Below are 15,316 nucleotides of genomic sequence, written 5' to 3'. Positions count from 1 at the left end.
TCGATCTTCCCGTTTCGGATTGTTGTTTGCAGGAGCGATGCACGGTAAGATGGAACATAATCTACTAAATCGATAGACTATTTAGTTTAATGAAAGTGGCGCTGAGGGAAAATTGTCCTCAAAAGTCGGGCAACAGAAACGATCGCATCCGTCGCGTCGAGGATGCTCGGCGCACCAGACGTGAAAAAGCGCCCGGGAGGCTCGTCCGCGGGCGCTTTCTGGGTCGTTGTTCAAACCCTTACTTTTGTTTTAGCCGGGCAGCGGACCGGAGCAGTCATCCAAGCCGTCGCGGACGTCGGGATCGACTGCCGTCAGGCGATATGCGGCGCGTATTCGCTGGCCGCGAATACGTGATGATGCACCTTGCCGGTAAAGAGCTGCAGGAGTTCGCCGGTCACCTCGCGGCTCTGCGACCGCACATCGGAGAGAAGTGCTGCGTTCACCGCGTCCATATCGGGATAACGAATGGCGAGCGCCATGGCATAAATCGGGGCGCCTGCGTCGCGCTCCATCCCGTCCAGCACCCGGATTTCCTCGGCGCCCGGAAATTTCGTCCAGAGAGGGACGAGCCGCTGCCGCACGAATTCGCGGAATTCCGCTTCTCTGCCGGGATGGATTTCGCCTTCAAACAAAGCATAACGAATGATCATAGGTTCTCTTTTCCAAAACTCGCCGGCGCTGGATGGATGTTGCAGTGATGTCAGGAAGTGAGGGCGTATCGATCGATACGCCCTCGGCTGGGAGGGTTATTTGCCCCAGATTTTCTTATATTGATCGCGATAGCCGTTATCGGGATCGAAGCTGTTCTTCGGTCCGCCGTCGAATTCGACATTCGCACTGGTCACCACATGCAGCGGCGACACATAGCCAGACCACGGAGCGCCCGCGAAGGCTCGGTTCAGTTCGTCGACGAGCTGCCAACCCTGGAGGTTGAGCGGTTCGGCGACCGTAACGGCCTGGAACTGCTTGGCGCGGATACGCTGATAGGCGCTCTCCGAACCGTCGCCGGCTGCAACGTTCACCGGTTTTCCGTCGCCTGCAATGCCGGCCGAGGCGAGCGAAGGTCCCATGAAGTCGTAATAGAGGTCATTGATCGCCAGAGAATGCGTCCACTTCGCACCATATTTCTGCAGAAGCGACGTGGTCAGCTGCGGCATGCGCTGGGAGGTTTCGGCGATCGGCGTGTCGACGTATTCGAGCACCATACCGCCGAGATCCTCGATCTCCTTCTTCATGCGATCGGCCTTGGCAATCGCGATCGCATAGGTGGAATCGGTAAAGATGATGACGCCCGGCTTGCCGCCGGCATCGGCGAAGGCCCAATCCGCCGCAGACTTCGACACTTCCATCGCATCGGTGGTCACGTTTGCGAAGACACCGACTTCGGGAACCGGACCGACCGCCGAGGCGGCGTGCCAGGAAACCATCGGAATGCCGGCAGCCTTGGCCGCTTCCATCGCCGGCTTCTGCTCGACCGCGTCAAAGCCGTTGATAATGATGCCATCCGGCTTCAGCGCCATCGCCTGTCCGAACGCCGCGGTCCGGCCGCCGATCGAACCGGCACCGTCAAGCGCCTTCACCGTCCAGCCGAGCGCGCCTGCCGCTTCCTGAACGCCATTGACTACGCCGAGGATGCCGCCGTTCTTCATATCGGCGGCAAGAATGACGATGTTCTTTCCAGTGGCGCCCTTGGGGCCGCTCGTCGGGCCATCCCAGGCGCTCACCTTGGAAGCATACTTTTCGACCACGGCCTTGGCGTCGGCCATGGAATCGGCCAATGCCGGCATGCTCAGCATAACGGCGACGGTTGCGACCGTTGCCTGCAATAACGTTCTACGCTTCATGTTCACTCCTCCATTTTGTTTGTTGTGAAATGCCGGGACGAGCCGGCATCCTCATTTGGATGCGGGTGTGATCCTCCTCACAGCTCCGCGCTTGCGCTGGGCGTAACCTGCTATGCCGATGGCAATCAGCAGGGTAACACCGTTGAACAGCGGTTCGACGAAGAACGACCCGCCGAATTGCTGAATTCCTGATATTCCGACCGCCAGGATGATGACGCCGATCAAGGTGCCCCAGACGTTCACCCGTCCCGGCTTGATCGTCGTCGATCCGAGGAACGCGCCGACAAGCGCCGGCAGGAGATATTCGAGGCCGACGCTCGCCTGGCCGATACGCAGCTTCGAGGCGAGCAGGACCCCGGTCAGAGCCGCGAGCAACCCCGAGGTGACGAAGGCGCCGATCACAAATTTGCGGACCGGAATGCCATTGAGGGCCGCCGCCTTCGGATTGGCGCCAATGGCGTAGAGGTAACGGCCGATCGGCAGGTATTCGAGCACGATCCACATGCAGATGGCGATCAGGAGCACGTAGAAGCCGGTGATCGGTAGGCCGAACAGCATGGTGCCGTTCAGCGCATAGAAACCTTCCGGCAGGACGCCGACCACCTGCCGTCCGCCGGTGTGCCAGAGCGCAAGCGCATAGAGGACCGTTCCGGTGCCGAGCGTCGCGATGAAACTGTCGATCTGCGCAACCTCGACCAGCAGGCCGTTTATGAAGCCGGTGAAGACGCCGAGTGCGAGAACAATCAGCACCGCGACCGGCCAGGGCAGGCCGTAGGCCGTCTGCAGGCTGATGGCGAGAATGTGCCAGAGCACGATGCCATAGCCGACGGTGAGATCGATGCGACCCGATGCCATCGGGATCATCGCGGCGAGCGACAGAAGCGCGATGATGGCCTTGTCGGACACGATCGAGCGGACGTTCAACAGGGTCGGGAACGTATCGGGCAGCAGGATCGAGAAGAGCACGATCAGGCCGACGGTGAGGATCACCAGCCCGTAAACCGGGATCAGGCGTCCGATCTTCTGTCCCGTGGACAGGCCGGCCATTTCGCTCTTGGTCGGCTCCAGAGCCGTGGATTCAATGGATTGCATGGCTGTTCTCCCGATGGCTCAAGCGGCTTCCGATGCGGATGCGGCCGTGATGACCGCCTCCGTCGTCAGAGCGCTTCCAGTCAGTTCGCTGACGATTTTCCCGCGCGAGAAAACCAGCGCGCGGTGGCAGATATGGGCGATTTCCTCGAAATCCGTCGAAACCACGACAACCGCGAGACCGGCCTCGAGCGCCCGGGTAATCAGACGGTAGATCTCCGCACGCGCGCCGATGTCGACGCCGGCGGTCGGATCTTCGGCGATCAGCAGCTTGCGGCCGGTCGCCAGCCAGCGGCCGACAACCACTTTCTGCTGATTGCCGCCCGACAGGGCCTCCACCGGCAGATCCGGGTCGTTGGGCCGCAGACCGACGGAATGGCCGATCTTATGGGCAAGATCGGCTTCGCCGCGCGGCGACAGGAAGGACAATAGCCCACGCCCGACGGCGCCCGGATTGAGATAGGTATTTTCCCGAATGGAAAGCGAGAGCGCCACTGATTCCTCCGTCCGGTCACGGGCGATCAAGCCGATGCCCGACGCCATGGCCCGCAGCGGGCTCGAAAGGTCGGGGGCCTCGTCATGCAGCAGAACCGAGCCGTTGAAGGGCTCGCAACCGAACAGGGCGCGGCCGATCCGTTCCTGACCGGCGCCGCGCAATCCAGCCAGGCCCAGAAGCTCGCCCTCGCGGATGTCGAAGGATATCGCGCCTGTGCCGGCGCAAACGAGATCGCGGACTTTGACGATCGCCTTGCCGGGGGTGATCGGTGTCTTGGAAAAGAGGCCGTCACCGCTGCGGCCGATGATCATCGTCACCAGCTCGTCGGGGGTGGTCTCGCTGACGGGCTTCTGTCCCACCATGCATCCGTCGCGCAGAACGGCGACCCGATCGGCAATCCGGAAAATCTCGTCCAGCCGGTGGGAGACGTAAATCATGCCGACGCCGCGATCCTTTAGGGGGCGGATCGCATTGAACAGCCGATCGACTTCATCGGCAGGAAGGCTCGCCGTCGGCTCGTCGAGCACCAGAACGTCGGCTTCGACGGCAAGCGCACGGGCAATGGCGACAAGCGACTTTTCGGTGCGCGACAGCGCCGAGACCCGGGTGGTGGGATCAAAATCGCAGCCGACCAGCTTCAAGGCTTCCTTGGCGCGTGCCTGCGTCCTGTTCCAATCGATCAGGCCGCGACGCATCGAGAAACCCTGCGACAGGCCCATGTTCTCGCCGACGGTCATCCACTCGATCAAACCGAGATCCTGGTGGATGAACGCAACCGGTTGCCGCTCGTTCGGCTTCGGGGGACGATGATGGTAGCTCTGGCCGCGAAAAAGGATGTCGCCGCTATCGGGCTTGTAAATGCCCGCAAGCGTCTTGATGAGCGTCGATTTGCCGGCGCCGTTTTCCCCCAGCAGCGCGAGGATTTCCCCCTCGCGAAGGTCGATCGAGACGTCGCGCAGCGCTTGCGTGCCGCCGAAGCTCTTGGTGATCGACTGGAACTCCAACAGTCTCTTGGCTTCCACTGTGGCTCCTCCCAAAGCTGCGGTTGTCATTGACCGTATGTTATCGATAACATTTATCGATGGTCAAGCGGAAAGATGAGGATCCCAAATTTCCCAGGAAATTGACGTCAGCCGGCCTGAAATCCGTCGAGAAGACGCATCATCTCAGCCGAGTCTCTTGCTCCAAGCCCGGCAGCGCAGAGCAGTCGGTGAATCTCGACCACAGAGCCGGTCATCGGCAATGGCGTCTTGGTCTTCAGCGCAAAGGCCTGAAGCGAATCCAGGTCCTTCAACATGTTGTCGATTCTGCCTGTCGGCGAGAAATCCCGGGCAGCGAATTTTGTCATGAATTCCTGCATTATCCTGTTGTCCGCCCTGCCGCCGGCAAGGGCGGCCGGAATGGCGGCCGGATCGACGCCGCCGGCTTCAGCGAGCTTAACCGCCTCGGCGACGGCCTGAAACAGCACGGCGCAAAACAGCTGATTGATCAGCTTCGTCGTCTGCCCGGCGCCCGATGCACCCATCAGCGTGTAATTGGCGGCAAGATGCCGCATCACCACGCGCGCCCGTTCGAAATCCTCAGGGCTGCCGCCCGCCATGATCGTCAGGCGTCCACTCAGCGCACCGGGCACGCCACCGGAGAGCGGGCAATCCACCCATGCCATGCCCGTTTCCCGACGGAGCCGCATCGCCATGTCAGCCGTCTCGGCGGGGTCGATCGACGACATGTCGATCAGCACCTTGTCGGCATTTGCAGCCGCCGCAACACCCTTTTCGCCGAAGACGACAGCGCGGACAATATTTGCGTGATTGAGGCTCAGCACACAAAACGCCGACCGTGAGACCGCTTCCTCCACGGAGCCAGCCGCGCGTGCGCCCTTGGCCTCCAAAGCCGCGACTTTTTCGGTATCCAGATCGAAGACGGAGACCTTATGCCCGGTCTCGATCAATCGGGTGACGATCGCCGTTCCCATGATGCCGGCACCGATGACGGCGACATCTGCTCTGTAGTCATCCTGCATGATAATCTCCTCCCTTAACGGCCACGCCGCTCAGTCCCTTGCAAGCCAACGCCACGATATCATCCAACGCATTATCGATCGCCACCGTCACCACACCAGCTTCACCGGTCGGCAGCTCCAGCGTCTGCAGCTGGCTGTCGAGCAGCGACGCCGGCATGAAATGGCCCTGACGAGCCTGCATGCGCGACAGCAACAGGTCGCGGGATCCTTCGAGGAAAACAAAGGCCAGGCGCCCGCCCGCCGCCTGTCTTAGCCTGTCCCGATAGCTTCTCTTCAGCGCCGAACAGGAAATCACCAATCCTTGCGACGTTTCTTGCGCGGTCCTTATTTCCGCGCCGATCCGGTCGAGCCAGGGCAGGCGGTCGTCGTCAGTAAGCGGTATGCCCTGCACCATCTTCTCGACATTTTGAGCCGGGTGGAGTTGGTCGCCCTCCAGAAACAGCACGCCGTTTTGAGCGGCGACACGTTCTCCAACCGAGGATTTGCCGCAGCCGCTGACACCCATGACGACAACGGCCAGAGGCGGTGCCTTTTTCTCGAAGTCCACGGTCTCATTTCTATCAGAGGCAGGTCGTGATGCCGCCATCGACATAAAGCGTGTGGCCGTTGATGAAGGACGAGCCGCGGCCTGACAGGAAAACGGCGGCACCCACCAGCTCCTCGACATTGCCCCAGCGTCCGGCCGGCGTCCGCTTCTCGAGCCAGGACGAGAACTCGGGATTGTCGACGAGCGCCTGGTTGAGCGGCGTCTTGAAATAGCCCGGCGCAATCGCGTTGATCTGCAGACCGTACTTGGCCCAGTCGGCGCACATGCCGCGGGTCAGATTGCGTACCGCGCCCTTCGTCGCCGTGTAGGGAGCAATGCCGGGGCGCGCCAGTTCGCTTTGAACGGAGGCGATGTTGATGATCTTACCCTGTCCGCGGGCGATCATGGGTTTGGCCGCTGCCTGGCCGACGTAGAACACGCTCGAAATATTGGTGGTCAGCAGCAGCTCCCATTTGTCCGCCGGGAAATCTTCCAGCGGCGTGCGAAACTGCATGCCGGCATTGTTGATCAGGATGTCGAGCGGCCCGATATCGGCTTCGATCGCGTCTATGCCTTCTTTGGCAGCATCCTTGCTGGTCACGTCGAAGATCGCCGCATGGGCAGACAGGCCTTGATCCTTGAGGCTCGCGACCGCGCGTTTGACGCTTTCGGGCGTGCGGCCGTTGATGATGACCTCAGCGCCGTGCTGCGCCAGGCCTTCGGCCAAGGCATAACCGATCCCCTGGCTCGAGCCGGTGATCAGGGCACGCCGTCCGGTAAGATCAAACAAGTTCTTCATGTAAATCACTCCTCCGGTCTCGCCGCAGGCGACGGCTTCAACTGCCGCTGACGGTGAAACTCACTTGACATCCCTTTTCCGAATTATATGTTATCGATAACATAATCAACTGTCAAAATGCGGGATGGAAACGGAATGCCTGAGGTAGAAATCTTGATGGCCGGAGCTTATCCGGAATGGGATATGGTGGATCTGGAGGCGAACTACCGCGTCCATCGCCTCTGGGAAGCGGCAGACCGGCAGGAGCTGATCGCGAGAGTCGGCAAGGATATCCGCGCCATAGCGACCCGTGGTGAACTCGGAGCCTCCGCAGAGCTGATGGCGCAATTGCCGAAACTGGAAATCGTCTCCTGTTACGGCGTCGGCACCGACGCAATCGACCTGTCCTATGCCCGCGCCAACGGCATTCGCGTCACGAACACGCCTGATGTGCTGACCGAGGATGTCGCCGATATCGCCATCGGACTGCTGCTTGCCACGGCGAGGCAGGTCCCTCAGGCCGATGTTCTCGTCCGCTCCGGCCAGTGGGGCAGCGTCGCCATGCCGCTGGTGACGCGCGTCTCGGGCAAGAAGGTGGGGATCGCCGGCATGGGCCGGATCGGCAAGGCAATCGCCAGGAGGGCGGCCGCATTCGGCTGCGACATCTCCTATTTCGCCCGCCACGATCACGAGGATGTTGCTTATGCCTACGAGCCCGATCTTGTCGCGCTTGCGGATTGGGCCGATTTTCTGATCGTCATCGTCCCCGGCGGGGAGGCGACCGTGAAGATCATCAACGCCGAGGTGCTCAAGGCCCTAGGTCCGAACGGCATCTTGATCAATGTTTCGCGCGGGACCACCGTCGACGAAGAGGCGTTGATCGCAGCCCTTCAAGACCGCACCATACAGGCCGCGGGCCTTGATGTCTTCCTGAACGAACCCAAGATCGATGCCCGTTTCCTGACGCTCCAAAACGTGGTGTTGCAGCCCCATCACGGCTCCGGTACCGTCGAGACCCGCAAGGCCATGGGCCAACTGGTCAGAGACAATCTTGCTGCGCATTTTGCCGGTAGCCCGCTTCCAACTCCCGTCGTGTGAGGGTCCCGATATGAAAGCCATCGTCATTCATGCCGCCAAGGATCTGAGAATCGAAGAACGCGAGCCGGAGATTGCGGGCGCCGGGCAGGTGGAGATTGCCATCGAGGCCGGCGGCATCTGCGGTTCCGACCTGCATTATTACAATCATGGCGGTTTCGGCACGGTTCGCCTGCGCGAACCGATGATCCTTGGTCATGAGATCGCCGGCACGGTGAAGGCGTTGGGTTCCGGCGTCGCCGACCTTGCCGTTGGAGACCGCGTTGCAGTTTCTCCGAGCCGGCCGTGCAACCATTGCCAATATTGCCTGAAGGGGCAGCAAAACCACTGCCTCAACATGCGGTTTTACGGCAGCGCTATGCCGATGCCGCATATTCAGGGCGGTTTTCGCCAGCGGCTGGTGGCAGAGCGTTGGCAATGCCACAAGGTCGCGGACGGTATTTCCATCCATGAGGCCGCCTTTGCCGAACCCTTTGCCGTGACGCTGCATGCGGCAAACCGCGCCGGGTCGCTGCTGGGCAAACGGGTGCTCGTCACCGGGTGCGGCCCCATTGGGATGCTGGCGATCGTCGCGGCGCGCGTCCTCGGCGCCCGTGAGATCATCGCAACTGACGTGACGGACAGCGTTCTGGCCATTGCCCGCACCAGCGGCGCCGATCGAACGATCAATGTTGCCACGCATGCTTCCGACCTTGCAGCTTACAGCGCCGAAAAGGGATACTTCGATGTCATGTTCGAGGCGTCAGGCAATGAGCGGGCGGTGCGCGCGGGCCTGGAGACGCTTAAACCCCGCGCCATTCTCGTGCAGCTTGGCCTTGGCGGCGATGTCTCTATCCCGCAGAACATGATCGTGGCGAAGGAAATCGAGATGCGCGGGACATTCCGTTTTCACGAGGAATTTGCGCTTGCCGTCGAACTGATCAACGCGCGTCGCGTCGATCTGAAGCCGCTGCTGACAGGTGTTTTCGGGATCGAAGAGGCCGTTGCCGCCTTCGAATTGGCAGGCGACCGCAGCAAGTCCATGAAAGTGCAGATCGCCTTCTGACCGACTGCAGATCCCTGCAGCCATTCAAAGTGTTACAGCGCCGCACATCTGAAAAGACGCGCGGCGCTTTAGCCTCAAGCGGTCGGCGCGCCGTTACGATCCGTGCTTTCGCGCAAGACAACCTTATAGCCCGTCAATGTGATCTCATCGCCGGTCGAGTCGCCGGTATGGAGGGCATCCAGCAGGCGGGCGGCCGCTTGGCGGCCGATGCCGTAACAGTCCACATTGATGGTGGTGATGCGCGGATGACAGATGGACGAGATCTCATAGTCGCCGAAACCGGCAACGGCGATGTCCCGCGGAACCTTCATTCCCCTGCGCGTGCATTCCATGATGGCGCCGAAGGCCGAAAGGTCGGAGACGCAGAGAACCACTTCCGTGTCCGGCCAGCGCTCCAGCAGGCTGACGATTGCCTGGCCACCCTGTTCCATGGTGATGGGCGGGACGCCGAAGGAAATCATCCGTCCCGGTCCGAGGCCGAGTTCTTCGACAGTCTTCTGGAAACCGCTTCGCCGCTGGCTGCCGCGCGTATCGCGCGCCGTCGTTCCGCCGATATAGCCGAACTTCCGATATCCCTGGCCGGCAAGCGTCCGCACCAGCAAGGACATCGCCTCGCTGTTGGAGAAGCCGACGACCTGATTGATCGGATCTTCCGGAAGTTCCCAGGTCTCGACAACGGGAATGCCGGCTTTTGCAAGCATGCGCCGTGCGCGCGCCGTGTGCGAACCACCGGTGAGGATGATGCCTTCCGGGCGGCGGCGCAGCATCGCCTCGATCAGCTCTTCCTCTTTCTCCGCCGAATAGTCGGTATAGCCGAGAAGGAGTTGAAGGCCGGTATTCTGCAGCGCATCGGTCATGCCCCGCGCGGTGTCGGAAAAATTCGAATTGTTGATGGAGGGCACCAGGGCGGCGATGAAGCCGCTCCGCCGCGACGAAAGACTGCCGGCCGACAGGTCGAGCACATAGCCGAGCGCGTCGACGGCTTCCATGATACGCTTCCGGGTCTCCTCGGAAACGCTCGCATCCTGGCGAAAGGCACGCGAAACGGTCATGGCGGATACGCCGACATATTTGGCGACCTCCGCCATCGTCAGCTTTTGAGCGTCTCCCGGCTTGAGACGCTTGTCTTTCGGCTCATCCTCGTTTTTCACTGGTCTCCGCTTTCAAAACAGAAGTCCGAACTGGACGGCTCAAGACACGATAAAGTTATCGCTATCATGGCACAATCGATATTATTGCGGGAATGCGCCGTTCCACAGTCCAAAAACCAAGATTCATGCAGTATTTTCGCAAAGGTCGGCAGCTCAGTATCTGTACGAAGCCATCAGAACGCGTCAAGATGATATCGATAACAATTTCGGAAATGGAGGAGCATCATGTTCGGGCAAATTGACGGTACGGGGTTTGAGGTTCTCGACCCGCGTTTCGAAAGCTGCTTCGTCGGTCACGCCCGCGTCGAGCGGCTTTGGACCGGCGGCCGCTGGCTGGAGGGACCGGCCTGGTTTGCTCCTGGACGGTATCTCGTCTTCTCCGATATCCCCAACAACCGAATGATGCGCTACGACGACACCAGCGGGCAGACGTCGGTATTCCGCGCGCCCAGCAACAACTCGAATGGCAACACTGTCGACAATCAGGGCCGGCTCATCACCTGCGAGCATCTGACGCGCCGTGTCACGCGAACCGAATTCGACGGCAGGATTACCGTTCTGGCCGATCGAATTGCAGGCAAACGGCTCAATTCTCCGAACGACGTCGCCGTCAAATCCGACGGGACCATCTGGTTCACCGACCCGAGCTACGGCATTCTTCACGATTATGAGGGCGACTACGGCGAAGAGGAAATCGGCGGATGCCACGTCTACCGGCATGATCCGGCAACAGGCGCGACCGAGCAGATGACCTCCGATTTCATCAAGCCGAACGGGCTGGCTTTCTCACCCGACGAGACCGTTCTCTACACTGCCGACACCGGGGCCTCGCACCTGCCGGGCGGTCCGCGCCATATAAGAAAGCTCGCAGTATCAGGCGATGGAAAGCTGATCGATCTCGGCGTTTTCGCCGAATGCACCTCAGGCTTTTTCGATGGCTTTCGCGTCGACCGGAAGGGAAGAATCTGGGCGAGCGCCGGTGATGGCGTGCACGCCTATGACCCGGATGGCACCCTGCTCGGTAAGATCCATATTCCGGAGATCGTCTCCAATGTCGCTTTCGGCGGCGAGAAACTGAACCGCCTCTTCATCACCGCGACCACGTCCCTCTACGCTGCCTATCTCACGGCCAACGGGTCAAGACTGGGGTAGAGCGTGCTGGCGTTCCGGTCTCGGTTGATTCCTGATAATACCGGAATCGGAAGGGCCGCGAGTGGGCTGTGGCTGGCCATTCCTGAGTTCGCTCTTCTTCCCTCTTTATCCGCTCCAACAATATCAGTCCACAGCCTGATCAATGCGCATGTTACTCATGCTATAGGCTGATTTAAATGTCTTGTTCTCGAATTTGCCCGCAGCTGAACGCGAGGCTCCTCCTTCCACTGAGAACCCAACTCTTGATTTTCAAACGCCCAGCAGAAGCCGCTTTCCCAGGCGGCCTCTGCTTTGCAGTGCTTCTCTCTTCATCGTTGGCTGAGGCCGTCCGCCAGCCTGATGAGGCCGAGGAAATCCGATCGGTAGCCGAAGGTGTCTGTTCCCCGCGATGCCGCTGCGAGATCGGCGATCGCCTGGTAAGAATAGGAATCGACGGCGGCGATACGGCTCAGTTTCTGGCCGAAGGCAGCGACGGCCACCGAGAAACGGACATCCTGCGGCGCGGCGTCGACGGTGGCGACCGCGTTGCCGTCGTTGACAGGCGTGGTGATGAGGGCGCTCTTGTCCTCGCCCGGCCGCTTGTAGCGCATCTTGACGAAGGCAAGCTCGCCTTGATGGGCGCTGCCGGCGGCCTCGGCGGGCACCTTATCGGCTGCACCATACCGCAGGTCATCATTCATCACTGCCGGACTTCCCTTTGGCGTAATCTCGTAAATCGCCGTGACGCTGTGGCCGGAGCCGATATCGCCGGCATCGACGCGGTCATTGTTGAAATCTTCGCGGTTCAGCGCCCGCGTCTCGTAGCCGATCAGCCGGTATTCGGCGATCCGTTCCGGGTTGAACTCGACCTGGAACTTGACGTCGCTGGCGATCGGAAACAGCGTCGATCCGGCCTCTTCGACCAGCGTCTTTTGCGCCTCCGCCAGGGTGTCGATATAGGCGGCGCCGCCATTGCCGTTCTGGGCGAGCGTCTGCATCAGGGAATCGTTGAGATTGCCCCGTCCGAAGCCGAGAACGGTGAGAAAGATGCCGTCCTTGCGCCTCTCCTCGATGATGCGCTTCAAATCCTCGTCGCTCGACGGGCCGACATTGAAATCGCCATCCGTCGCCAGCATCACGCGGTTGACGCCGTCCTTGACGAAGGCCTGTTTGGCAAGATCGTAGGCTGCCTCGATGCCTTCAGCGCCGCCGGTCGAGCCGCCGGGCTCCAGCCTGTCGATTGCCGACAGGATCTTCGATTTCTCCGCCACGCGTGTCGGGGACAGCACGGTGCCGGCATTGCCGGCATAGGTGACGATCGAGACGGTATCGTCGGCCTTCAGCCTGTTGACCAGCAGCCGGAAGGCGCTCTTCAGCAGTGGCAGCTTGTCCGGCTCGTCCATCGAGCCCGACACATCGATCAGGAAGACCAGATTGGCATGCGGCGCGGTCGCTGGCGCGATGTCATAGCCCTTGATCGCCACATGCATCAATTCCGTGTCGTGGTTCCACGGGGTCGGCATCACCGTCACCGTCGCCTTGAAAGGCTGGTCGGCAGTATCAGGACCCGGCCAGTCATAGGGGAAATAGTTGATCATCTCCTCGACGCGAACCGATTGCGGATCGGGCAGTGCCCCGCCGGTCAACGATCGGCGGACGAAGGCATAGGAAGCGCTGTCGACATCGGCGGAGAAGGTCGAGACCGGATCCGTCGCGACGCTCTTGATCGGATTTGCCGCCGCATTGGCAAACCGCTCACGATTGGGATCGAGTTGAATCTGGACACGTCCCTCCGCAGGCGGGGCAGGCGAAGGGGCGATGACAGACATCGGTTCGGCAAATTGCCGCTGGGGAACGATACCGGGCGCGGCCGGCGCAGCGCGTTTGGCGGCCCCGAGTGCTGCGGCAGTACCCTCCGGCTTGTTCGTAAGGGCGGCAATGTCGTCGGCATCGAATTCGGATGTCTGCGACGAATCGGGTTTCGCGAGTGCCGGCGCCTCCTTGTCCTGCGGGGCTTGCACGTCAGCGACAGATTGCTCAGGTAGGCTGCCGTTCCCGGCCGGTGCTTGCGGCGCTACCGCGACCGGCTGACCGGCGGTTACGGGCGGTTGTTTCGACGCCTCACTTTTCGAAAGGTTGCCGGCGATCTCGGTCTGGTCAACGATCGGCGATCCGTTGCGGGTCAGCTCGATTGTGAGATAACCTGCGGCCGGAATGACCAGCAGCGTCGCAAGGGCTGAACCGGCGAGGAATTTCTTGTTCATGGCAGGGCTCCATATCCAGTTGATGATGGAGCTTTGACGCCAGCCTTTCGCATTTCCTTGGGCTGCCGGCGCATTATTTTCTGCGGTGTCGAAGGCCTGCATCGCCGCAGCAAGCGCACGCGCGCGCGCCTCCGGATCGGGTGCTGGCGGTGTCAGGCGGGAGAGTTTTTCGAGTTCCTTGTCCACGGTCATACCTCTTCCTTGCCGAGCACGGCCTTCAGCCTCTTGCGCGCCTCATGGACCTGCCAGGACACGGTCGCCTCCGAACAGCCCATGACATCGGCGGCAGCCGAATGGCTGAGACCTTCGCCGTAAACGAGCAGCACGGCGTCGCATTGCCGTTCCGGCAAGGCGCGCACGGCGGCCCATAATTCGCTCGATATCTCGTCGTCGTTTCCGGCCGGCGCATCCTGCTGCGGTTCGGCGGCGTAGGCACGGAATGTCTGCTCCTCTCGTGCAAGCTTGCGTCTATGGTCGCGGGCGGCGTTGAGCGTCAGAGTATAGAGCCATGTCCTGAAGCGGCTGGCGCCGCGAAAGCTGCGGATGGCCGCGCCGAGCTTGACGCAGACTTCCTGGGCGATGTCGTCGGCATCGGTGGAACTGCCAGACCACCGCCACGCCGTCGCGTGGACGAAATCATAATGGCGCGAAACCAGTTGCCCGAAGGCCTCCCGGTCGCCGCCCTGCGCTCGTTCTATGAGCTCCGCGTCCAATTCCGCACCTACCCCAAACCGACCAGCAAGATGCTATTTCGAGATTGAGACGTTTCTCGGATGGCTTTCCTTGGGTCGGCGATGAAAAAATTATTTGGAATTTTGAAAGCCGCGACATTCATGGGTCGCGGCCAGACAGATCGGCTCCGTCACAAAGGCGCATGATGAGGACAGAGTCGGCCGGGACATGATCTGTCATGTCCCAAATCGCGAAAGGACCTCCATGTCCGCTCAACCGCCCGTCCCCACCGAAAAAGGCATCCTGCAGTTTCTGGCTATTTGCGATTCCTTCTATCCGCCAGACGCCGTTCAAGCGTCGATCGAGCAGCAGCGGCATTGGTACGATGCTCTTTGCGCGCGTTTCGACCACCCGCTGCCCCCGGAGATGATCTTTGCGGACGGCATGTTCCAGCGCATACCGATCCGGCGTTACCGTCCGCGCAAAATCAGCACGCGGACCATTCTGCTCTATCTTCATGGCGGCGGCTTCGTTGTCGGTTCGCTCGAGAGCCACCATACCATCTGCGCCGAAATTGCCGATTTTGCCGGCGCGGAACTCGTTTCCGTCGATTATCGGCTAGCCCCTGAATATCGCTGGCCGGCCCAGACGGATGACGGCTTTGCCGTGTTGAAGCATCTGCTTTCCGCCAACGGCAAGGTCGTGCTGATCGGCGACAGCGCCGGCGCCAATCTGGCGGCGGGCCTCGCATTGCGGGCGCGCGACGAAGGCCTGTCCGGCGTCGTCGGCCAAGTGCTGATCTATCCGGCGCTCGGCGGTGACCTTGCCGCAGGCTCCTATGTCGAAATGGCTGCGGCGCCCGGCCTGACGACGGCGGATGTCGCCTACTACCGCGAGATGCTGCAGGCACCGGCAGGCAATGAGATCGCCGAGCCGTTGCAGGCCGCTTCGCTTGCCGGACTGCCGCCGGTCTTCATCACGGTCGCGCATTTCGATCCGCTCCGGGACGACGGCCGGCAATATGCCGCCCGGCTCACCGCAGAGGGCGTTGAAGTCTGGTTCCGGGAGGAGCCGCAGATGGTGCATGCGTGGCTGCGCGCCCGCCACATGAGCGATGGCGCCCGCGACGGCTTCCGCGCCGTCTGCGAGGCCATCAGTCATTTTGCGGCGGCTTAGAGCCTTTCCGGGTTAGATTGCAGCAT

General features: G+C 61.2%; 14 protein-coding genes. 4 read left to right on the top strand and 10 right to left on the bottom strand.

Features of this window, described 5'->3' with window-relative positions; translation table 11 throughout:
- Positions 1–311: 311 nt before the first annotated feature.
- The 7 genes from OIU37_RS31840 to OIU37_RS31810 all read right to left on the bottom strand — a co-directional run bounded on the left by OIU37_RS31840 (position 312) and on the right by OIU37_RS31810 (position 6,777).
- The gene (locus OIU37_RS31840; protein ID WP_264259800.1) at positions 312–650 is read right to left on the bottom strand and encodes a hypothetical protein; all 339 of its coding nucleotides are present in this window, start codon (positions 648–650) and stop codon (positions 312–314) included.
- 96 nt (positions 651–746) lie between these two features.
- Complete coding sequence (locus OIU37_RS31835; protein ID WP_264259799.1) at positions 747–1,844, bottom strand: substrate-binding domain-containing protein; 1,098 nt, start codon at positions 1,842–1,844, stop codon at positions 747–749.
- 51 nt (positions 1,845–1,895) lie between these two features.
- On the bottom strand, positions 1,896–2,936 hold the full coding sequence (locus OIU37_RS31830; protein ID WP_264259798.1) for an ABC transporter permease: 1,041 nt from the start codon (positions 2,934–2,936) through the stop codon (positions 1,896–1,898).
- Positions 2,937–2,954: 18 nt separating this feature from the next.
- The gene (locus OIU37_RS31825; protein ID WP_264259797.1) at positions 2,955–4,451 is read right to left on the bottom strand and encodes a sugar ABC transporter ATP-binding protein; all 1,497 of its coding nucleotides are present in this window, start codon (positions 4,449–4,451) and stop codon (positions 2,955–2,957) included.
- 107 nt (positions 4,452–4,558) lie between these two features.
- Positions 4,559–5,452, bottom strand: coding sequence for an NAD(P)-dependent oxidoreductase (locus tag OIU37_RS31820; RefSeq protein WP_240605019.1), 894 nt, complete (start codon positions 5,450–5,452; stop codon positions 4,559–4,561).
- Positions 5,442–5,999, bottom strand: a complete 558-nt coding sequence (locus OIU37_RS31815) for a gluconokinase (RefSeq protein ID WP_264259796.1) — start codon at positions 5,997–5,999, stop codon at positions 5,442–5,444. Before OIU37_RS31815 ends, OIU37_RS31820 begins: the two co-directional genes overlap by 11 nt.
- A gap of 13 nt (positions 6,000–6,012) precedes the next feature.
- The gene (locus OIU37_RS31810) at positions 6,013–6,777 is read right to left on the bottom strand and encodes an SDR family oxidoreductase (protein WP_131709567.1); all 765 of its coding nucleotides are present in this window, start codon (positions 6,775–6,777) and stop codon (positions 6,013–6,015) included.
- A 135-nt stretch (positions 6,778–6,912) separates the two neighbouring features.
- On the opposite strand from OIU37_RS31810, the gene OIU37_RS31805 reads away from it, so the two are divergent.
- Positions 6,913–7,854: a 2-hydroxyacid dehydrogenase gene (locus OIU37_RS31805; protein ID WP_180697111.1), complete on the top strand. Its 942-nt coding sequence runs from the start codon at positions 6,913–6,915 to the stop codon at positions 7,852–7,854.
- A 10-nt stretch (positions 7,855–7,864) separates the two neighbouring features.
- A complete protein-coding gene (locus OIU37_RS31800; protein WP_240605017.1) occupies positions 7,865–8,896 on the top strand; it encodes an L-idonate 5-dehydrogenase in 1,032 nt (343 codons plus the stop codon).
- A gap of 74 nt (positions 8,897–8,970) precedes the next feature.
- Here OIU37_RS31800 and OIU37_RS31795 read toward each other — a convergent pair whose 3' ends face one another.
- A complete protein-coding gene (locus OIU37_RS31795; RefSeq protein WP_264259795.1) occupies positions 8,971–10,047 on the bottom strand; it encodes a LacI family DNA-binding transcriptional regulator in 1,077 nt (358 codons plus the stop codon).
- Between the two features lie 225 nt (positions 10,048–10,272).
- On the opposite strand from OIU37_RS31795, the gene OIU37_RS31790 reads away from it, so the two are divergent.
- Entirely contained in the window at positions 10,273–11,199 is a 927-nt protein-coding gene (locus OIU37_RS31790) for an SMP-30/gluconolactonase/LRE family protein (RefSeq protein ID WP_264259794.1), read from the top strand.
- A gap of 308 nt (positions 11,200–11,507) precedes the next feature.
- Here the strand turns inward: OIU37_RS31790 and OIU37_RS31785 are convergent, their stop codons facing one another.
- The gene (locus OIU37_RS31785) at positions 11,508–13,634 is read right to left on the bottom strand and encodes a von Willebrand factor type A domain-containing protein (protein WP_264259793.1); all 2,127 of its coding nucleotides are present in this window, start codon (positions 13,632–13,634) and stop codon (positions 11,508–11,510) included.
- Positions 13,631–14,155, bottom strand: a complete 525-nt coding sequence (locus OIU37_RS31780; protein WP_240605009.1) for an RNA polymerase sigma factor — start codon at positions 14,153–14,155, stop codon at positions 13,631–13,633. Before OIU37_RS31780 ends, OIU37_RS31785 begins: the two co-directional genes overlap by 4 nt.
- 223 nt (positions 14,156–14,378) lie before the next feature.
- Here OIU37_RS31780 and OIU37_RS31775 point away from each other — a divergent pair, with 223 nt between their 5' ends.
- Positions 14,379–15,290 carry an alpha/beta hydrolase gene (locus tag OIU37_RS31775; RefSeq protein WP_264259792.1) on the top strand — a complete coding sequence of 304 codons (912 nt, stop codon included), beginning with the start codon at positions 14,379–14,381 and terminating at the stop codon, positions 15,288–15,290.
- The last annotated feature ends 26 nt before the right edge of the window (positions 15,291–15,316 follow it).

It is taken from the genome of Rhizobium sp. BT-226 (assembly GCF_025847085.2).
Classification (GTDB): domain Bacteria; phylum Pseudomonadota; class Alphaproteobacteria; order Rhizobiales; family Rhizobiaceae; genus Rhizobium; species Rhizobium sophorae.
This window is presented reverse-complemented; position numbering and strand designations above follow the sequence as displayed.